This window comes from Streptomyces sp. M2CJ-2 (assembly GCF_016757295.1).
Lineage (GTDB): Bacteria > Actinomycetota > Actinomycetes > Streptomycetales > Streptomycetaceae > Streptomyces.
This window is the reverse complement of record NZ_JAESIF010000098.1, coordinates 1-18220: the sequence shown is the minus strand read 5'-3', so window position 1 is coordinate 18220 and position 18220 is coordinate 1. Positions and strand designations below refer to the sequence as shown.

At 71.8% G+C, this 18220-nt stretch carries 12 protein-coding genes and 9 pseudogenes; 11 read left to right on the top strand and 10 right to left on the bottom strand.

Translation table 11 applies throughout. From position 1 onward, the window contains the following. Nucleotides 1-164 (top strand): annotated as a pseudogene (locus JL475_RS35290) (2,3-diaminopropionate biosynthesis protein SbnA); the annotation flags it as partial. A 259-nt stretch (nt 165-423) separates the two neighbouring features. On the opposite strand, the pseudogene JL475_RS40735 reads toward JL475_RS35290, so the two are convergent. Beyond that, nucleotides 424-585, bottom strand: a pseudogene (locus tag JL475_RS40735) (IS3 family transposase); the annotation flags it as partial. Between the two features lie 556 nt (nt 586-1141). Further along, entirely contained in the window at nt 1142-3292 is a 2151-nt protein-coding gene (locus JL475_RS35285) for a hypothetical protein (protein ID WP_202282288.1), read from the bottom strand. 179 nt (nt 3293-3471) lie between these two features. Here JL475_RS35285 and JL475_RS35280 point away from each other — a divergent pair. The 3 genes and pseudogenes from JL475_RS35280 to JL475_RS41590 form a co-directional block, all read left to right on the top strand. Then, nucleotides 3472-3768 (top strand): annotated as a pseudogene (locus JL475_RS35280) (transposase); the annotation flags it as partial. A 114-nt stretch (nt 3769-3882) separates the two neighbouring features. Further along, the gene (locus tag JL475_RS35275) at nt 3883-5187 is read left to right on the top strand and encodes an amidase family protein (RefSeq protein WP_272933014.1); all 1305 of its coding nucleotides are present in this window, start codon (nt 3883-3885) and stop codon (nt 5185-5187) included. Nucleotides 5188-5231: 44 nt separating this feature from the next. Then, nucleotides 5232-5444 carry a hypothetical protein gene (locus tag JL475_RS41590; protein ID WP_202282286.1) on the top strand — a complete coding sequence of 71 codons (213 nt, stop codon included), beginning with the start codon at nt 5232-5234 and terminating at the stop codon, nt 5442-5444. 331 nt (nt 5445-5775) lie between these two features. Here the strand turns inward: JL475_RS41590 and JL475_RS35265 are convergent, their stop codons facing one another. Continuing rightward, nucleotides 5776-6768, bottom strand: a complete 993-nt coding sequence (locus JL475_RS35265; RefSeq protein WP_202282285.1) for an LLM class flavin-dependent oxidoreductase — start codon at nt 6766-6768, stop codon at nt 5776-5778. A gap of 294 nt (nt 6769-7062) precedes the next feature. On the opposite strand from JL475_RS35265, the pseudogene JL475_RS35260 reads away from it, so the two are divergent. Both JL475_RS35260 and JL475_RS35255 read left to right on the top strand, forming a co-directional pair. After that, nucleotides 7063-7551: pseudogene (locus JL475_RS35260) on the top strand (IS6 family transposase); the annotation flags it as partial. Between the two features lie 249 nt (nt 7552-7800). Then, nucleotides 7801-8247 (top strand): nitroreductase family deazaflavin-dependent oxidoreductase, encoded by a 447-nt coding sequence (locus JL475_RS35255; protein WP_202282284.1) that lies wholly within the window; start codon nt 7801-7803, stop codon nt 8245-8247. Between the two features lie 96 nt (nt 8248-8343). On the opposite strand, the pseudogene JL475_RS35250 reads toward JL475_RS35255, so the two are convergent. Then, nucleotides 8344-8532: pseudogene (locus JL475_RS35250) on the bottom strand (hypothetical protein); the annotation flags it as partial. Nucleotides 8533-8615: 83 nt separating this feature from the next. Between JL475_RS35250 and JL475_RS35245 the strand changes: the two are divergent. After that, nucleotides 8616-8825 (top strand): annotated as a pseudogene (locus tag JL475_RS35245) (NADP-dependent oxidoreductase); the annotation flags it as partial. Nucleotides 8826-9068: 243 nt separating this feature from the next. Here JL475_RS35245 and JL475_RS35240 read toward each other — a convergent pair. The 4 genes and pseudogenes from JL475_RS35240 to JL475_RS35225 form a co-directional block, all read right to left on the bottom strand. Next, the gene (locus tag JL475_RS35240) at nt 9069-9482 is read right to left on the bottom strand and encodes a pyridoxamine 5'-phosphate oxidase family protein (protein ID WP_202282283.1); all 414 of its coding nucleotides are present in this window, start codon (nt 9480-9482) and stop codon (nt 9069-9071) included. A gap of 691 nt (nt 9483-10173) precedes the next feature. Next, the gene (locus JL475_RS35235) at nt 10174-10977 is read right to left on the bottom strand and encodes an SAM-dependent methyltransferase (protein WP_202282282.1); all 804 of its coding nucleotides are present in this window, start codon (nt 10975-10977) and stop codon (nt 10174-10176) included. A 130-nt stretch (nt 10978-11107) separates the two neighbouring features. Continuing rightward, a pseudogene (locus tag JL475_RS35230) lies at nt 11108-11206 on the bottom strand (IS5/IS1182 family transposase); the annotation flags it as partial. Nucleotides 11207-11243: 37 nt separating this feature from the next. Continuing rightward, nucleotides 11244-11399: pseudogene (locus JL475_RS35225) on the bottom strand (pirin family protein); the annotation flags it as partial. An 83-nt stretch (nt 11400-11482) separates the two neighbouring features. Between JL475_RS35225 and JL475_RS35220 the strand changes: the two are divergent. The 4 genes from JL475_RS35220 to JL475_RS35205 all read left to right on the top strand — a co-directional run bounded on the left by JL475_RS35220 (nt 11483) and on the right by JL475_RS35205 (nt 16844). Further along, nucleotides 11483-11803 carry a hypothetical protein gene (locus tag JL475_RS35220; RefSeq protein ID WP_307825266.1) on the top strand — a complete coding sequence of 107 codons (321 nt, stop codon included), beginning with the start codon at nt 11483-11485 and terminating at the stop codon, nt 11801-11803. Nucleotides 11804-12557: 754 nt separating this feature from the next. Then, nucleotides 12558-14054: a hypothetical protein gene (locus tag JL475_RS35215; RefSeq protein WP_202282280.1), complete on the top strand. Its 1497-nt coding sequence runs from the start codon at nt 12558-12560 to the stop codon at nt 14052-14054. 112 nt (nt 14055-14166) lie between these two features. Beyond that, nucleotides 14167-15468 carry an AAA family ATPase gene (locus JL475_RS35210; RefSeq protein ID WP_237409191.1) on the top strand — a complete coding sequence of 434 codons (1302 nt, stop codon included), beginning with the start codon at nt 14167-14169 and terminating at the stop codon, nt 15466-15468. A 131-nt stretch (nt 15469-15599) separates the two neighbouring features. After that, entirely contained in the window at nt 15600-16844 is a 1245-nt protein-coding gene (locus tag JL475_RS35205; RefSeq protein WP_202282279.1) for a VWA-like domain-containing protein, read from the top strand. A gap of 121 nt (nt 16845-16965) precedes the next feature. On the opposite strand, the gene JL475_RS35200 is transcribed toward JL475_RS35205, so the two are convergent. After that, nucleotides 16966-17250, bottom strand: a complete 285-nt coding sequence (locus JL475_RS35200) for a hypothetical protein (RefSeq protein WP_237409190.1) — start codon at nt 17248-17250, stop codon at nt 16966-16968. A 335-nt stretch (nt 17251-17585) separates the two neighbouring features. Continuing rightward, a pseudogene (locus JL475_RS35195) lies at nt 17586-18130 on the bottom strand (IS6 family transposase); the annotation flags it as partial. Nucleotides 18131-18220: the final 90 nt, after the last annotated feature.

Genomic DNA, 18220 nt, shown 5'->3' with positions numbered 1-18220 from the left:
ATCTCGGCGAGCGCTATCTCGACACCATCTACCAGTCCAATTGGCTGCACGATCTCTACGGCGAGAACACGCTCGGCTTTGACGAGACGGCCGCCGGCCCCGTGCCCACACTCCAGGCGAGCCACCCGCCGCATCCGCCCGCAAAGCGGCGACGGCGACGGTGACGAAGGCCCTCAGCACCAGGACCGATGGACGAGCACCTGGCCGCCGCCGTTCGGATATTCGTCTCTGCTGGTCAAGCCACATCGCTGTATTCGTTGATCAGGCCGCTGAGAACGCGGCTGTGGAGGAGTCGCGTGGTGGAGTTCCCCCCTTGATCGTGGACAGCGGATGGTCACGCTGCGGGGTGAGGTCTTGCGTTGTCAGATTCCTGGTCCCGGCCGGGGTGACGTACCCGTGGACGGAGTGCTTGCGCAGGCGGGCGCGGTGGTGATCGGCCATCGCGTAGCCGATCACCACACGGGTCGCCAGGTCGATGACCGTCGCGAGGTACCGCCATCCGGCGAGGGTCGGCAGCTACGTGATGTCCGAGACCAGCCGGGTGCCCGGCCCGGCTGCGGTGAAGTCGCGGCCGATCAGGTCCGGGAAGACTGCCGCCTTCTTGTCCGCCGTGATCCTCGGGGCGCTGTACACACGGCGATGAACACGAAGCGCACTGCTACTTCGTCCACTCCCTCGCGAAGAAGGCCGCGGCTTTTTTCAGAATCTCGATGGTCTGCCGCTGTTCCCGGTTCTACCGCCGCGGCTACATCCGGGCCACGGTGACGCCGGACCTGTGGACGACCGACTTCCGGGTCGTCCCCTATGTCACCAGGTCCGGTGCGCCGGTCTCCGCCCGAGCGGCATACGTCGTCGAGAACGGTCGCCCCGGCCGTTCGGCTCGACAGCGAGGGACCAGCCGTCTGACCGGCGCCGTGGGGGCAGTACCGGGCCTGACGCGCTGTGCCGGGTGATACCGACGCACAGCCGGGTGCTTGAACAGGTGAGGGCCTGCTGGGTTCGGTGCGGATCGTCACATCCGCACCGCCGCTCGGCAGGCCCCCGTGTCCACCGTCACGCCCCGCTGCCCCTGCCGGGCCCAGGCATGGGTACGCAGCAGAGTGGGCGCGCCTGCAGGCTGTCGGCCGGGGCCGGGGGGATGTCAGCGGCGGCGCCCGGACGATGCCCGCTGCGCCGTCTTCTTCGCGTGGGCCGCCGCGTCTGCCACCGTGCGGTCCGGGTGGTGGGCGTGCAGGGTGTCCAGGATGCGCAGCGACGTGCCCGGGTCCGCCTCGGCCAGGGCGTCGGCGAGGGCTGCAGCGCCGCCGGGCCAGGTGGCGGCCGCCGTGTCGAAGGCGGGGAGCAGGGTCGTCGGCGGGATGTCGGCCGCGGCCGGGGTGCCCGTCTCGCCCGCGTCGTACCGGCGCTTCACATGGCCGAGCATGTCGTCGATCCAGCGCTGGTCCAGCTCCTCGACGAGCACCGTGGCGCGGGCGGTGAGGGGGACCGTGTCCTCGGGGACGGACTCTCCCCGGGCCAGCAGCAGCCCGCGGGCGGCGGCCCCGGTCACCGGGTCGGTGAGCGCGGCGCGCAGCACCGTGTCGGGGATCGCGGCGACATCGAGGCGGGCGAAGTACTCGGACGTGCGGGCGGCATCGGCCTCGTCGGCCTTGGCCGCGGAGACTGCGTCGAGCAGTTCGCCCCATGCCTCGTCCGTGCCCCCGCGGTGCGCGGCCCACGCGGCAAGCGTGGCTGCGGCGATCCGGGTGGGCCAGTGGCGGGTGGCGGCCACTGTCTCGGCCGCGTTCCACTCCGCCACGGTTTCCTGGTCGGGGGCGGCCACATGGCCGGCGGTGAGCACGTGGCGCATGACGGCGGCGCCGAGCGGGGTGAGCCCGTAGGTGTCGCCGGTACGGAAGACGCAGCCGGTGGCGGCCAGTTGGTCCACGAGCGACGCCAGTCCGTGTGCGGGGGCGTCGAGTTCGGCACGGTCGGCGTCCGTGACGGCGGGCATCCCAAGGAGTTGGGACAGTTCCTCGGGCGACGGGAGCTCGTAGGCGTCGGGGACGTTGCGCGACACGGGCGTCGGAGCGTCCTCCAGTTCGGGCGGCAGGCCGTCGGACTTCGCGTCGGCGATCTTGCGGGCGACCGAGTCGGGGGTGCTGCCGCGTTCGTACAGCGAGTAGAGGAGGTGTGCTGCGTCGAACGAGTACGCCTCCTGCGGGCCGGTGACCGGCGGCAGCCGTTCGGCCTGGGCGGCCAGGACGTCGGCGGCCAGCTCGAGCAGCTCCTGCGGGGTGCCGTCGGCCCACACGGCGGTGGCGGGACCGGGCAGGCCGCAGCGTTCCGCGACCTCGCGCAGCTCGTCGTCGAAGGTCCCGGCCGCGAGCGCCGCGGGGAGCGGGGCGGCGTGCAGCAGGTCCCGGATCTCGTCGGGCGACGGGGCCGCCGGCGGGGGCGGCAGCGGGACGGACGGGTCGCCGTAGTAGTCGAGGTGTTCGTCGAGCATGCGGTCGGCGAGCACGACGTGCGGCATCGCCTCCGGGGCGGGGGCGAGTGCGGCGTGCCGGGCGGCGAACGCCTCCGCAAGCCCCGCCGCGGTCCACCGGTCGGTCAACACGTCGGCGATGCGCTCCAGTTCACCGGCGAGCGCGTCGTCGGGGCGTCGGTCGTCCAGCGGTGGTGTGGGCAGCAGCGGGCCCGCCGGTGACGCCTCGCGGGTGTCGCGGGCGAACGCGGCGAGCAGCGCCTCGCCGAGACGGATCCGCACGGCGAACGTCCGTTCCGCGAGGTCGGAACGGTGCAGCGGCTCGGGCAGGGCCGGCCGGTCGGCGTGCGGTGTGTTCTCGTGGGCGTCGAGCCAGGCCCCCACGGCGGCGGGGTCGTCCGGGTCGACGCCGTCGGCGGTCAGCAGCGACGCGTACCAGCGGTGCCAGGTCAGATTCGCCGGGTCCGCCATGGCGCGGCGGAAGCCGGGCACGGCGTCCTCGACGGCGGCGAGCAGGCGCGCGTGACGCTTGGCGTTGAGCCGGCCCGCTGCCCGGACCCGGTCGGCGAGGGTGCCGAGGACGCCGGGCAGGGCGTCCAGCTCGTCGTCGCCGGCGCACAGCAGCTGCGGCAGGTCCTCGTGCAGCACCTGCCGCAGCAGGCCGGGGGTCGGCTCCGGCACGCCCGCCCTGCGGTCCGCTCCGCGCAGCGCGAGCATCGTCAGCACGGCGTCCGTGAGGCGCGCCGGCAGTGCGACGCCTCTCTCCCCCGTCGCCCAGCTGAGGAAGTCGTCGCGGCCGGTGTTCAAGGCGTTCGTACGAGTCACTCATGGAGCGTATGAGTGCGGGCGGCCCCGGTGATCCTTCCTGGCCCGGGGTTAGCCCGATCGAGCGAGTGATACGTCTGTGCGGCCCGCTCTCCGGCACACCGGGCGGAGCGGCGGCGAGGCCGGTCGGAGCCCGGAACCGGCAGGGGCGGGGCGCGGCGGGGCGGGGCGGCAGTCCCCAGGGGCTGCAGCTGACCGGCGAGGGCGTCCTGTTGCAGATGCTGACCAAGCGGGTGCTGGAGTCCGCTCTGGAGGGCGAGAGCGCCGATCATCTCGGATACGAGAAGCACGACGCCGAGGGCCGTAACAGCGGCAACAGCAGGAACGGAACCCGGGCGAAGACCGTACTGACCGGCGTCGGCCCGGTCGAGGTGAAGGTCACCCGGGACCTGGTCGGCAGGTTCGAGCCGCAGCTCGTCAAGAAGCGGCGGCGCCTGACCGGCGTGGATGAGAGGGTGCCGTCGCTGTCCGCGAAGGCGGCTCTGCACGGCGCCGATGGGTCTGGACCCGACCGGCAAGGGCCGCAGGCGGTGGACCATCCTGTACAAACGGTTGTACGCACTTGCCTCCCGATCATGTAGAGGTCACTCATGCCTGCCCAGCAGCCGAGTCCTGCCGTTGCCGACGTGCCGCTCCTGATCCCGCCTCGCCACGACAGCGGTGGAACGACACGCGCTCCCCGCGATGACGTCTCGGCTCCAGGGGAGATCGACCCATCGGTCTGGCGTGTTGTCGGTGATCCGCTGGTCGCGGCGCCCAAGGAGGGCGTGTTGTCCGGCTCCCGGGTCGCGGTGAAGGACCTCTTCGCTGTCGCCGGCCATGCGATCGGGGCGGGAAATCCGGCATGGCTGCGCGAGGCGCCGATCGAGTCCGCCCACGCCGCGGCCGTCCAGGCCCTGCTGCAGGCAGGGGCGGACGTCACCGGTATCGCACGGGCCGACGAGCTGGCTTACGGCTTGTCCGGGCTCAACACGCACTACGGGATGCCGCCGAATCCCGCGGCGCCCGGACGGGTCCCTGGAGGGTCCTCGAGCGGCTCGGCCAGCGCCGTCGCCCTGGGGCTGGCCGACATCGGTCTGGGCACCGACACGGCGGGCTCGGTGCGGGTGCCGACCTCCTACTGCGGGCTGTACAGCCTGCGGCCGTCACACGGTCTGGTCCCGGACACCGGCCAGATCGGTCTCGCACCCTCGTTCGACACCGTGAGCTGGATCACCCGAACACCGCAACTGCTCAGCCGGGTGTCCGACGTGCTCCTTCCACGGCGACCCGCTCAGCCGATCAAACGGCTGCTCCTGGCCACGGACCTGTTCGACCTGGTGGACCCGGCACTGCGTCTGCCGTTGCACGACGCAGCCCACGCGTGGGCGGACCGGCTGGCCGTCCCGCTGCAGCCGAGGAGCAGCACCTGCGCCGCGCATCTCGAGGAGTGGGCGGAGGCGCTGGGTGTCCTCCAGGCCGTGGAGATGTGGCAGCTGCACGGCAGCTGGCTGCAGGCGCACCGCGAGGCCGTCTCGCCCCTCGTCGCAGACGCCATCGCTGCGGGCGAGGGCATGCCGGCCGAATACCTCACGTGGGCCCGGGACACCGTGGGCCGGGCGCGGAGCACGCTCGCCGAACTGATCCCGCCCGGGACCGCGCTCGTACAGCCGGCGGCCCCGACGGCGGCTCCCCCGCCCGGCCCGGCCGTCACCGGCATGGCACTGCGTACCGCGACCGTGCAGCTGATCTGCGCTGCAAGCGTGGCGGGCCTGCCGGTCCTGACCCTGCCCGGAGCGCAGAGCCCGGCCGGCCCCGTCGGGCTCAGTCTCGTCGCGACCGCCGGAAGTGATCGCGCCCTGACCGCCGCACTCGCCGATCACACCGCTGACTCCGCGGCCCTGACACCGTCCTGACACCCCTGCCCGCCTCCCTGCCGGAGGCATGAAGTGCTGCCCCGATGACCGCGTCGGCCAGCAGCGTTGTCCTTGCCGAGAACGTCATCCATGTGGAGCAGGTGGTGCTGGTTCCAGATCGACATGCGGTCCAGCAGCTCGCACCGGCGGGTCCGCACCCACCTCTCCATGATCGAGTTCATCCTCGGCATCCGGACGCCGCCGAGCACCACCTCGATGCCCGCCTCGGCGAGGGGCGCGTCGAACAGGACGGATGAGGTTACCGGCAAGCGCGGGGTCAGGTGTCAGGCTCGCGTCTGACTCGTCGTCTCTGCCATGGGGCGGGGAAACTTCGGCGTGCTCAATGCTCAAGACCCGCTGGGGTGTTCCCCGAGCGCCACTCGCGGCACTCCTGGGCACCTCCGAGGCGCTGATCGGGGCGCCGTCCGCGAGGCCACCCGTGCCCTTCAGGCCCTCGACCGCACCATTCCCACCGGCGCCATCACCGTGACCACGGCCGACCGACTCGCCGCCATCGCCGGCCACGCGCTGAGCCGATGAACCCGTGCCCGGAACCGAGGAGTTGTTTTTCGACAGCTCCCCGGCCCGTCAGGCGGATGCCTGTCCGCTGATTTCCGCCAGCAACTCCAGCGACCTCAGCCATGCCTTCCTGTCGATGGCCGAGGACACGATGATCAACTCGTCCGCCTGGGCGAGCTCGGTGAAGTGGTCCAGGTAATCCTTGACCTCGGCGGGGTTGCCGACGGCGGTGTACTGGAGCATGTGCAGAACCTGCTGTCCGGCGGGGGTCTCGAGGATCATGTCCGCCTCCTCCGGCGTGAATGTCCGGCCGCCTCGGCCGAGCATCTGGGTCACGCGGTGGCGCTTCGTGGCGTGGAAATGCTCCTGGGCTTCTTCCGCCGTGTCCGCCGCGATGACGTTGACGCCGGCGATGACGTACGGCTTGTCCAGTTGCGCCGACGGCTGGAATTCGCGCCGGTAGAGGGCGACGGCGTCCCGCAGCGCGTTCGGGGCGAAGTGGGAGGCGAAGGAGTACGGAAGCCCGAGTGCGGCAGCGAGCTTCGCACCGAACAGGGACGAACCGAGAATGTACAGCGGCACGTTGGTGCCCTTGCCCGGTGTGGCGTCGACACCTGGGATGCGGGACTCACCTGCCAGGTAGCCCTGCAGCTCCAGCACGTCCTGCGGGAAGGTGTCCGCCGACCCGGGGTCGCGGCGCAGCGCACGCATCGTCTGCTGGTCGCTGCCCGGTGCCCGGCCCAGGCCCAGGTCGATGCGGCCGGGATGCAGCGTCGCCAGGGTTCCGAACTGTTCGGCGATCGGCAGTGGTGCGTGATTGGGCAGCATGATGCCGCCGGCGCCGAGGCGGATGGTCCGCGTATGCGCGGCGATGTGCGCGATGAGCACGCTGGTCGCCGAGGACGCGATGGTCGGCATGTTGTGGTGTTCCGCGTACCAGATCCGCCGGTAGCCCCACTCCTCGGCGTGCTGGGCCATGGTCACGCTGGCCTGGAAGCTGTCGGCGGCGGTTTCGCCCTCGCCGATCTGCGCCAGGTCGAGGATGGAGAGCGGGACAGTCACGGGTAACAGACCTCTCGGAGAGACAGACACCAGTACGTGGCGCGGGCACGCCGAATGCCGACCGTGCCCGTGTCCGGGAACACCGACGAGGCCCGGGATATTTCGGCGCCCCTGTCCACCGGCCCGTCGGAGGCATCGAGCGGTAAGTCGGTCGCTACCGCGGGGACGGTGGCGGGAAGGGAACGGTCGCGTCCGGGATGCGCTCGAAGGGGACGGACAGGATGACGACGTCGCAGGTCCTCGAGGTGGGCGGCAGTCCGTTGCCGGAGGAAGCGGACGGTGGTCCACTCCACCGTGGGGAGCGCGTCGCCGTCGTACCGGGGGCACCGGTACCCGGTCGAGGTCGTCTCCCACTGCGTGTGGCGGTACTTCCGCTTCCCGCTGTCGTTCCGCGAGGCCGAGGAACTGGTGCCCGAGCACGGCGTCGTCGTCTCCTGTGAGACCGTCCGCCGCTGGTGCGACACGTCCGGGCAGGCCTACGCCGGCGCGCTGCGGCGCCGGCAGCCCCTGCCCGGGAACACGTGGCACCTGGACGAGGCCTCCATCAAGATCAACGGAGAATGGAAGTACCGGTGGCGGGCCGTCGACGCCGACGGCACCGCCCTGGACATCCTGGTACAGAACCGCCGGGACACCGCCGCGGCCCGACGGTTCTTCCGCACACTGCTCGAGAAGACCCGCACCGTGCCGCGGGTGATGGTCACCGACCGGCCGCGCTCCTGTCGTGCGGCCCACCGCGAGGTCGTGTCCTCCGTGGAACACCACTCCCACCAGGGCCTGAGCCCAGGCCCGTACCGCGGGCCCCACCATGCCACGACGCGCCGTCAGGCACCTGCAAACCCGACAACGTGACGGCACCCGACGGTGCGGGCGCGCATCACGGTGCCGTGGACACGCCGACGGCGCCGTGACGACCGGGGTCCTGCGCCGGTGCGGCCGAGACTGGTCCCGGAGCGGATGCGTCCCGTGCGCTTCGGTGGTGCACGGGAAACCGAGTCAGCCGCGGAACGCGACGACGATGGGACGGATGCCATGCCTCTCGAGGGCGAGTACGAACCCAGTCCGACACAGTGGGTGCGCGAGCAGGTGGAGCTGTACGAGAACTCCGGCGGGACGCAGGGAACGACCCTGCGGGACACCGGCCTGCCCGTCGTCCTGCTGACCAGTCGGGGCGCCAGAAGCGGCAAGCTGCGCAAGACCCCGCTGATGCGGGTCGAGCACGAGGGGCGCTATGCGGTGGTGGCCTCATTGGGCGGAGCGCCCAGGCACCCGGTCTGGTACCACAACCTCAAGGCCCATCCGCAGGTCGAACTCCGGGACGGACCGGTGCGGCAGGACATGACGGCTCGCGAGGTGACCGGGGCGGAGAAGACCGACTGGTGGGAGCGAGCCGTCGCGGCCTTCCCTCCCTACGCCGAGTACCAGGAGAAGACGGACCGGGAGATCCCCGTGTTCGTGCTGGAGGCGAAGGAGGAGTGAAGCGGGGGTGACCCGGCCGGCGGGGCGCTCGCGGGCACCGGGGACACTTCCTTCGGCCCGGTGTGCATGAACCACCGGCGGCTGGGCACGCGTGCCTCAGGCTCCGCCGCGCTCCCCCGTCGCGGCGGAGCTCTCCCATGTCTCCCGCGCCTCCGGGGCGTTCCGGTGGTTGACGTCGAGGAAGGCCTGCGCCGCCTCGGGGACCGCGTCACCGATGGACCGTTTGATGCGGACGGGGACCTCCTCCACCCGCTCGCTGTCCAGGCCAGGTACGAGGTCGACTCGGCGGCACCCTCCACGAGTACCACCACTCCGCTCGACCAGGGCGGATGATGATTCGACACCCGCAGTACGGCGTCCTGGAGGCATCCGTGGAACTGCGCGGCGGCACCACCGACCGCATCGTCACCATCACGGACATGAGGGTCGCCGAACTGGGCATCGCCTTCGCCGCCGACGGCCGACTACGCATCCGTATCGACCGGTGCCTCCGGTGCCTCCCGCTTGCCGACGCCGCCAAGGCCCAGGAACTGAGCAAAGCCGGCCACCCACACGGCAAGTTGATCCTGCACCCCTGACGCCCAGGCCCTGCTCGATCCCAAGTCCGGCCCGGTCGAGTGCCGTTCGCGCTGACTGACTTCGCCGGGCTGTCCGGGCCACCGGCCGTCCGCCGCTGACCAGGTCGGCACGTTCACGACGCCCGGACAGCGCATACACCCCAGTGACGGCGATGGCCGGTCGGCAGCGTCCTGCCCGGCCACGCGCGGCGGGCCGTCGGCCGGGGTTGCGCCCGGCAGGGCGAGCGTCACCGACGAGGCACGTCACCAACCGGACGGCCGCACTGTGCCCATCACACGGGTCACGGTGATCTCGATGACCACACGCTCGGGGTTGGGACGGGGCGGCCGGTAGCGCTCGGCGTAGCGCCGTTCGGCCTCGGCGACGGACTCCGGATCGTCCTTGACCAGCGCGGTGCCTTCGAGGGTGCACCAGCGGCGCCCCTCGACCTGGCTGACCGCGACCGTCGCGCCGGGTCCGGCCGCCCGGACGTTGCGGACCTTCTTGCTGCCGACGCTGCTGATGACGCGTGCGATGCCGGCCTCGGGATCGAAGGTGACGCCCACGGGGACGAGATGCGGACTGCCGTCCGGGCGGTGGGTGGCCAGGAAGCAGATCCGGCGTTCCCGCCAGAAACGATCACCCTCCGCCCCGGGCAGAGGTACGTCGGTTGTCATGGTGGTCCTTCGTCGAGCCGGCAGCGCGCCCATTCTCCCCCAGCCCTGCAGCCTCCGAGCACCAGGTCTCTCCGGCCAGGCAAGAGGGAAGAAAGGTACGGCAACCTCCCACAACCACAGCGGCCACCGAGTGATCGAGATCGTGTCCTGTCCGTGTACGAGTGAACGTCAGCGCGTACGCCGACAACCACCGCCGCAGCCCGCACGCGTTGCCGCCCTCGGCGATCTCACCGCGCGCCGCGAGCGGTTGGAAGCGCAGCACAAGGCCAGGGTCAGCGGCATCGCCCACGAGCTGCGGACCCCGCCGACTCGGCACAGTCGCATGATGTCCGGTTCGTGATCATGCGAGTCTCGGGAGAGCGATCGGGCGTCGTGTGCCGCGGACGTGGTGCCAGGCCTCCACTGGGCGATGTCCACCGCCGCGGCACCGGCCTCTCGGTCTGGCGGTACTGGCACCGTGTCCAGTAGCCGGCAGCCACGTCAGAGACAGCCGATCAAGGCCGTGAACTGGGCGGATGATGTATCGGCACCCGCAACGCCTGCGGCGCGCCGCGCGGCTGCTGCGGAGCACCGCGCTGCCGGTCGCCCGGGTGACCGAGGCGTCCGGCAGCGTCGGCCCCTTCCGCTTCAGCCGTGTCTTCCGCCGGGCGCCGCGGGGTACCTCCGCGGGACTACCGAGCGGCAGAGCGGGTCACTTCTTGACCGCGACACCGCACACGGAGACGTCGGCCGTGTCCTCCTCGGCCCGGTCGGCGTCCGGGCGCCAGGCGGCCGTGGACACGACCCCCGGCTCCACCAGATCCAGACCGGCGAAGAAGGAGGCGATCTCCTGCGGCGAGCGCAGGTGGTAGGTGTTGGCCGACTGCCCGTTGTAGACCCCGATCGCGGTGTTGAGCGCCTCGTTGGTGTTCGTGCCGTCGCTCAGCGCCAGGTAGCTGCCCGGGGGCAGGGCCGACATCAGCGTGCTCACCAGGTCGGCGGGGCATTCGGCGTCGGAGATCTGCCCCATGATGCCCAGCATGGTCAGGGCGACCGGGCGGCTGAGGTCCAGGGTTGTGGCGGCCTCGGCCAGGATCCGCTCCGGGTCCCTCACGTCGGCGTCGACGTAGGCGCAGGCGCCTTCGGTGCTGCTGGTGAGCAGGGCCTGCGCGTGCACCAGGACGAGGGGGTCGTTGTCGACGTACACGATGCGGCTCTCCGGCGCGATGCGCTGGGCCAGTTGGTGTGTGTTGTCGGCGGTGGGCAGTCCGGTGCCGATGTCGAGGAACTGGCGGACACCGGCCTCGCCCGCGAGGAAGCGCACGGCGCGCGCGAGGAACCTCCGCTGCAGCCGCGCGACGGCGGCGAACTCCGGAAAGGTCTTCAGGATGACCTCACCGGCCTCGCTGTCGACGGGGTAGTTGTCCTTGCCTCCCAGCAGGTAGTTCCAGACACGGGCGGAGTGCGGGCGATCGGTCTGCAGCCTGGCCCTGACTTCTTCACGCGGGTGAGTCATGGGGAAAGCTTCACACAGAGCCGTGCATCCGTAGGCCAACTATCTTGATACCGGCTTGACTTCGCTCGGGCTGAGGAACGCCGCCAGGGCCGCGACGGCCCGCTGGTGGTCGGACATTTACAGCGCCGTTGAGCCGACGGTATCCGGTCAGCCAGGACATCGTGCGTTCGATGACCCACCTGCGGCGCCCCAACCGTTCGCCGGACTCGACACCCGTGCGGGCGATGCGCACGCCGATGCGCTTGCCCCACAGCCGCTTCCTCAGGTCAGCGAACCCTCCCCCGCGGCTTCAGCGGCAGCTCGGGAGCGGGCAGCGGGGCGCCGTCGTAGCCCTTCACTTCGCCGAAGCGGGTGCCTTCCATCCAGTCCCGGCGGGCCTGTTCGATCTCCTCCTGGGTCCGGCCGATCCAGTTCCAGAACATAGCGAACCATGCGCGCATCAACGCAGGTCAGCGGCGTTCCAGACCGCCGACGGTCAGCATCGGTCCCGGAGGAGTCAGCAACCGTGAGCTCCCCTGCCCTGGTTCGTGGGGTGGGGTCGTTCTTCAAGGACTGCGAGCATCCGCGGTCGCGGTGGTCGAAGTGCCCTCACCCGTACAAGATCCGGTATCGGTCTGCGGCCGGAAGGCAGGTGGAGGAGTCCGGGTTCGCGACCCAGGACAAGGCCATCGTGCGTTTGACGGAGGTCTACAACGCGAAGAAGGCGGCGCCGCGGGCCCAGGCGAGGGCGGAGCGAGTCGCGAAGTACGGGGCGATGCGGTTCGAAGAACACGTACAGCCGCTTCAAAATCACGGTGCCGACGTGGAAGAAGCCCGCGGCCAGTAGCCCAGAGGCCTGGAAGCGGAGGAACTCGCGCCACGTGGGCCCCGTGCTGGGACCGCGTCCGGGTGCGGGACCGAGGCCGGCGCCGCGCCGGGTGCGGCGGATCGTCGAGGCGCCCACGCGGTGGCAGAGGCGGCGCAGCTCGCCCCGGATGCGGGTCGAGCCCCGCGCGGGGTTCTCTCTGGCCAGGCGCAGGATCAGGGCGGTGAGCTCCTCGGGGATCGGCGGTCGGCCGGTGCCTGCGGGTTTCTGCTCCCACTTCCGGCGCAGCAGACGTCGGTGCCAGGCCAGGAGGTTATCGGGGCTGACCAGGCGGTGCCGGCGCAGCCTGCCCGGTAGGTGCCGGGTCAGAGCTGCGAGCACGGCGCGGTCCGGCCGGGTAAGGCGCGGCTGGACGCCGAGTCGGCGGCACAGCACCGCGACCTCGTGGCGCAGCGCGAGCAGTTCGACGTTCTTGGCCTCCTCCGACCGAGACCACAGCGGGAACGGTCCGAGAAGCCTCAGGAAGACCAGGTAGAGCACGCGCAACGCCATGCAGCCCGACCCTGCCATGATCGAGCGAGGCTGCAAAACGCCTGTTCAAAGGCTATGCCCCACAGGGACGAGCGACCCAACCCGTGTTTCGGCTCACCTCGAAGAACGGTCGATGAGCGGCCTATGGGGACTGACAGATCATCATGGGTGTGGTTACGATGTTGGGGATGAAGAACTTCTCCTCACATGGATCGGGGGAATCGTTCACGCAAGGTGAGTGCTGATGGCACATCACTTCGCGAACGAGACTCCGACTCGCCTGTTGATGTGGCAGCGCGTACGCGAGTACGCCGTGCCACCGTCCATGATCGAGACCGCGACCGCACGGCGTGCCGTCGGTGACTGGGCGGGCGCGTGTGCCGCCGCCCGGATCGATGTCGATCTCGATCTGCGTGCCGTGCGCGACCGCCACGGCACCGATCTCGTCACTCACCTACGTGCAGACCTGCGTCGACTCGCGCCGGATCTGCTCCGCTGGCACATGCCCCGAATCGTCCCCGACGGGCGGCTCCGGCCCGGCCTCACCCTCTCTCTGGTCCGTTACCGGAGTTCCGGTGCCACGCCGCTGCAACTGGTGATGCGGACACCGCCGGCCTGGGCGGACGCCGGACAGCGGATGTCCTTGGCGCTGTGGGAGGGGTCCGAGAACAGCCTCCCCGGACACCACCCGCATCCGCACCCCGACCGGCGTTTCCGGCTCGACCTGCACCGGCACCTCTGGGACGCCGGACGGAGCGGGGAACTGGCGCGGCGGTCCGGTGCGGGCGTGGCACCGTCCCTGCCCTCGCCCGACCGGCCCCATGCACCCGGTCGGCCGGTCCTGCCGGGTCGGCTCGCTCGGCCCACCGTCCACGATTCACCGTGGGCGGTGGCGGGCTGGGCCGCCGAGGCGGAGTTACTGTTGCGGGCCGAGGGGCGCCCTCGCGGGGCCTTCGCCGTACGGCTCGGCACACGGAGCCGCGCCGTGCTCGAACTCGTCGCACCCGACGACAGTCATGCCCCGACGTTCCGGCCGCTGCGGGAGGCACTGCCGCCGCAGGAGATCGCGGCGCTTCCGGTGCTACCGGAGGCGGCGGCCCGGGTCCTTCCGGACCTGGAGCTGCTGCGGGCCGGGCTGGTCGCGGCTGAACGGCTGCATCCGCTCGTCGCCGCAGCTCTGGCAGCGTCCGGCTCGGCACCGGTAGCCGGCCGCCCCGCCCCCGAGCCCGGCGATCCGCACCGGGTGGAGTGCCGGGGCGAGGTACACCGGATCACGCTGCGGAACGGGGGGCTGACGGCGATCGATCACCACCCGGCCCAACTGCGCCGGGAGGAGTTGCTGGTGGCCCTCGGCGGGCCCGCGCTGCCCTGCCTGCGGGCGATCGACGCCGTGCACCGCAATCCGGAGGCACTGCCTGCGGTCCGGGAGCGGCTCGGCCACGGCGACGTCGCTGGGGCGCTGGCAGTGGTCGAGGGGCTGCTCGGTCCCGGTGCGGTCCTGCGCGACGGGCCGCTCCGGGAGGAACTGGAGTCGGCCGCGGCCCGCCGCGTCGACCACGGGCTCTTCCGCTCGGGGCTGGTCGCCGTGCACCCCGGCGCCGGTGCGGCAGGGGGCGGGAACGCCTCGAGCGCGGGGCACGCGGAGGCAGGCCACCGTCCCCGGCTCGACCGCCGTACACCTCCCGCGGTGCGCCGCAAGCGGGACAGCCGGGCCCGGCCCCGCACCGGCCTGCCCTGCTGACCGACTGCCCCTTCCGAAGTACCTCTCCCCCCCACCTGTGCGTTCCGCGCCGCACACCCCACGACACCGGGACGGGCCGCCCCGTCCCCCTATCCCACACCTGGTGATGCCCATGTCCTCCAGCACCCTCCTGCCAGCCCCCGTCCCGGTCGCCGACACACCCGTACCCGACCTGGCCGGCACATCAGCAACCGGCCACCTCGCCCTCGCCGACAGCCTCCTGGCCCTCCTGCGGAAGACCACCACCGAGCCGCGCCCCGACGAGCAGCTCGAAGCGCTCACCCTGGCCGTCGCGGCCGACCTGCCCGTGCTGCTCTGGGGCGAGCCGGGCATCGGCAAGACCGCGGCCCTGACGCAGCTCGCCACCTCCCTCGACCTGCCGCTGACGACCGTGATCGCCAGCGTCCATGAGCCGTCCGACTTCTCCGGACTGCCCATCGTGGGCGACGACCCGGCGGTGCAGGGGGTGCCGATGGCTCCGCCGCAGTGGGCCGTGGAGCTCGTGCGGACCGGACGGGGACTGCTCTTTCTGGACGAGCTTTCCACCGCCACCCCGGCGGTCCAGGCGGCGCTGCTCCGCGTCGTCCTCGAGCGGAAGGTCGGTGCACTACGACTGCCGCCCGCGGTTCGGATCGTGGCCGCCGCCAATCCACGCGCGTCGGCGGCGGACGGCTGGGAGCTGAGCCCGCCGCTGGCCAACCGGTTCGTACATCTGAACTGGGTGCACGACCGGGAAGTGGTGGTGCGCGGACTGGGCGGGGTCTGGCCCCGGGCGGAGTTGCCCCGACTGGTACCGGAGCGGCTGCCGGAAGCTGTGGCTTTCGCCCGGCGCGCGGTCTGCGGCTTCCTGGCAGCCCGGCCGACGCTGATCCACCGGCTGCCGAACACCGAGACGCGGCGCGGCGGTGCCTGGCCCTCACCCCGGAGCTGGGAGGCCGCGTTGACCCTGCTGGCCTTCGGCACGGCGGCCTCCGTCTCCCAGGAGGTACTCGCGCTGCTGGTACGGGGCGCGGTGGGCGACGGACCGGGGTTCGAACTCCTCGCCCATCTGGACCGGCTGGAGCTGCCGGACCCGGAGTCGCTGCTGGCCGATCCGGCCTCCGCCGAGCTGCCGGCGCGGGGTGATCTGCGTCAGGCGGCGCTGGAGGCGGTGGTGGCCGCCGTCGGGGCACGGCCGGAGTGGGAGCGCTGGGAGGCGGGCTGGGCGGTGCTGGTCCGGGCGCTGGAGACCGGCGCTCCGGACCTGCTGGTCGCACCGGCGAAGGCGCTGGCCGCGCTGCGGCGCGACGACTGGGAGGTACCGGAGGCGGTGGAGCGGCTGACCGGGGTGGTCGGTCTCGCCCAGCGGGCGGACCGGTCGGTGGGACTGGTGGCGGCGGCCGACGCCGGGCGTGCGTCGGGGGCGCGCCGGTGACGGGGACCGACAAGCGCCCGCTGCCGCGACCGATGCCCCGGCCCGCGCCACCGCGCCCGGTGCGGGCCACCGTGCCGAGGTCGCCGGCCGGCTCCGGCGGTCCGGTCGGGCGGACCGCACTCCCGCTGGACATGGAGAAGTTGCTGGCTGCCCGGCTGCACGCGGTGAAGGTCCGTCCCTACCTGGCCGGCGCGCTCTTCGCGCTGCACGTGGTGGAGGACCGGTCGGTGCCGACGATGGCGGTGGACGCGCACTGGCGCTGCTATGTCTCCCCCGGCTTCGTGGCGCGCACTCCGGTGGAGGAGTTGGCGGGCGTCTGGGTGCACGAGGTCTCCCATCTGCTCCGGGACCACCATGGGCGGGGCGAGAGGTACGCGCGGGAACACCAGGAGCACGGGCCGGGCGAGCGAAGCGAGAGGGGGGTCCCCCCGGCCGAAGGCTGGGGGAGGCTGCGGCGGAACATCGCCGCCGACTTCGAGATCAACGACGACATCTACGGTGAAGGTCTGCCCCTGCCTGCCGGGGCGGTACTGCCGTCGCTGTTGCGACTGCCCGACGGACTGCTGATGGAGGAGTACCTGCGGACGGCGTCGATGTCCGGGCTCGCCGCGGACCTGGCCTGGCTGGACTGCGGCAGTGGTGCCGACGGACAAGACCGGCCCTGGGAGCTGGGGCCCGACGGGGCGGACGGGCTGAGCAGGCAGCAGCGGGACGCGGTCCGCTTCCGGGTCGCGGAGGGGATCAAGGGCCGACCGGGCGACGTGCCCAAGGGGTGGCGTCGATGGGCGGACGAGGCGTTCCATCCGCCGCAGCCGTGGCGGCAGTTGCTGGGGGCGGCGATCCGCTCGGCGGCGGGTGCGCCGGGGGCGGGCGAGAACCACAGCTACCGGCGTCCGTCCCGGCGCTCGGCGGGCGTTCCCGGGGTGCTGCTGCCGAGCCTGCGTCGTACGCCGCCCCGGGTCTGCGTCGTGATCGACACCTCCGGGTCGGTGAGCGACGCCGAGCTGGGCAGCGCGCTGCTGGAGGTGGCGGCGATCTCGCGGGCGGTGGGCGGGCGGCGCGACCTGGTCTCGGTGATTTCCTGTGACGCTGCGGCCGGGGTCGCCGTGCCGCTCTGCCGCGCCGAGAACATCGAACTGGTCGGCGGTGGGGGCACTGACCTGCGCTCCGGTTTCGCCCGGGCACTCCGCTCCTCGTCCCGCCCTGACGTGATCGTGGCCCTGACGGATGGTCAGACTCCGTGGCCCTCCGCTCAGCCGCCCTGTCGCACCGTCGTCGGTCTCTTCCCCCGTCCCGCCCGCGCCGTGGACGAAGAGAACCCCGACTACGCCCCGGACACCCCGCCGCCCTGGGCTCGTGTCATCACCATCAGCTGAGGAGGGTCCACCGTGGGGCGGCGCCGGACGGCATGGCGGTGAGCCACACGTCCGGCGGCGTCCGCCGGAACGAGCCGAAGCGGAACGCTTCCTCCAAGGCTGACAGCGCGGGCAGTACCTCTCACTGCTCGACAGCGCTGTAAACGGCTTGACCGGGTTCCGTCTTGACCAGCAGGCCGACTGCGGCGAGGTAGCGGAGGATCTGGCGCGCACGCTTGTCGGTCGCCTCGTGTCCTGCCTCGGCCAGGGCAGCTACGGACCGCCGGGTGTCCCAGGTGTCGCCGACCCTGCGCACGGCCTCCTCCTGGGAGGCTGCCTGCGTCATGCGCTGTTCCGCCCACTCCTCGGGCTCGGTGTCGACGTTCTTGATCGCGATAAAAAAAGCCGGGACCAGGTCCTTGCCCATGGCGTAGCCGACGACCTTGCCAGAGCCGGGACCTTGGGGGCGATCGGAGCCTTGATGGTCTCGGGCCACGGACCGCGCAGGGCACCGCGCCGCAGAAGGCGCTCGAGAGAGGCGCTGTGGCCGCGGAGGCGTTGTCACGTTGGTGGGGTGTGACCGGCTGATGGCATGTCAGGGGTGTGGTGGGACCTGGTGGCATTTTCGAGTCAGGCCGCGGTGGGCACGGCGGCGGCACCGGTGATCCGGTCCCAGATCGCGAAGCGGGTGGTCATCTCGGCGCGGTGGCCGGTGGCGGTCATCAGGCGGCGGTGGGGCCGGAAGCGGGGCGAGATGCCGCCGAACGCGGATAGGGACCGCTGCGCCCCGCCGGTACTGCGAAACCCTTCATCGCGCGTTCGCGTTGCCTCGTCGGCTGGTGGCTGTTCTCCGCCCCGTTGTTCAGACCCGTGTGCGAACGGTGCTCGACGGAGGGCATCACCTCGCGGTGGGCCGCGCCGTAGGAGCGGAGCCTGTCCGTGACCATCCCCCGTGGCACCGTGCGGGTCGTCTTCAGCAGCCTGCGGAGGAAGCGCCGGGCCACGACCTTGTCCCGGCGGGACTGTACGAGAATGTCCAGGACGGTGCCGTCGGCGTCGACGGCCCGCCACCGGTACTTCCGCTCTCCGTTGATCTTGATGGAGACCTCGTCCAGGTGCCATGTGTCCCCGGGCCGGGGCCGCCGGCGGCGCAGCGCGCCGGCGTAGGCCTGCCCGGACGTGGCGCGCCAGCGGCGGATGGTCTCGTGGGAGACGGTCACGCCGCGCTCGGGCATCAGCTCCTCGACCTCGCGGAAGCTGAGCGGCAAGCGGTGGTACAGCCACACGCAGTGCGCAATGATCTCCACCGGGTACCGGTGCCCCTAGGGCCTGTTCGGGGTCGTGATCTCGGTTCCGATGCCCGCATCCGGCGAGGGCGGCCGAGCTGGTAGAACACC

Excerpts from the sequence above, each read along its gene's own strand:
- JL475_RS35275 (WP_272933014.1), top strand. The coding sequence starts at position 3,883 with ATGCCTGCCCAGCAGCCGAGTCCTGCCGTTGCCGACGTGCCGCTCCTG.
- JL475_RS41590 (WP_202282286.1), top strand. The coding sequence starts at position 5,232 with ATGACCGCGTCGGCCAGCAGCGTTGTCCTTGCCGAGAACGTCATCCAT.
- JL475_RS35255 (WP_202282284.1), top strand. The coding sequence starts at position 7,801 with ATGCCTCTCGAGGGCGAGTACGAACCCAGTCCGACACAGTGGGTGCGC.
- JL475_RS35240 (WP_202282283.1), bottom strand. The coding sequence starts at position 9,482 with ATGACAACCGACGTACCTCTGCCCGGGGCGGAGGGTGATCGTTTCTGG.
- JL475_RS35235 (WP_202282282.1), bottom strand. The coding sequence starts at position 10,977 with ATGACTCACCCGCGTGAAGAAGTCAGGGCCAGGCTGCAGACCGATCGC.
- JL475_RS35215 (WP_202282280.1), top strand. The coding sequence starts at position 12,558 with ATGGCACATCACTTCGCGAACGAGACTCCGACTCGCCTGTTGATGTGG.
- JL475_RS35210 (WP_237409191.1), top strand. The coding sequence starts at position 14,167 with ATGTCCTCCAGCACCCTCCTGCCAGCCCCCGTCCCGGTCGCCGACACA.
- JL475_RS35205 (WP_202282279.1), top strand. The coding sequence starts at position 15,600 with ATGGAGAAGTTGCTGGCTGCCCGGCTGCACGCGGTGAAGGTCCGTCCC.
- JL475_RS35200 (WP_237409190.1), bottom strand. The coding sequence starts at position 17,250 with ATGGGCAAGGACCTGGTCCCGGCTTTTTTTATCGCGATCAAGAACGTC.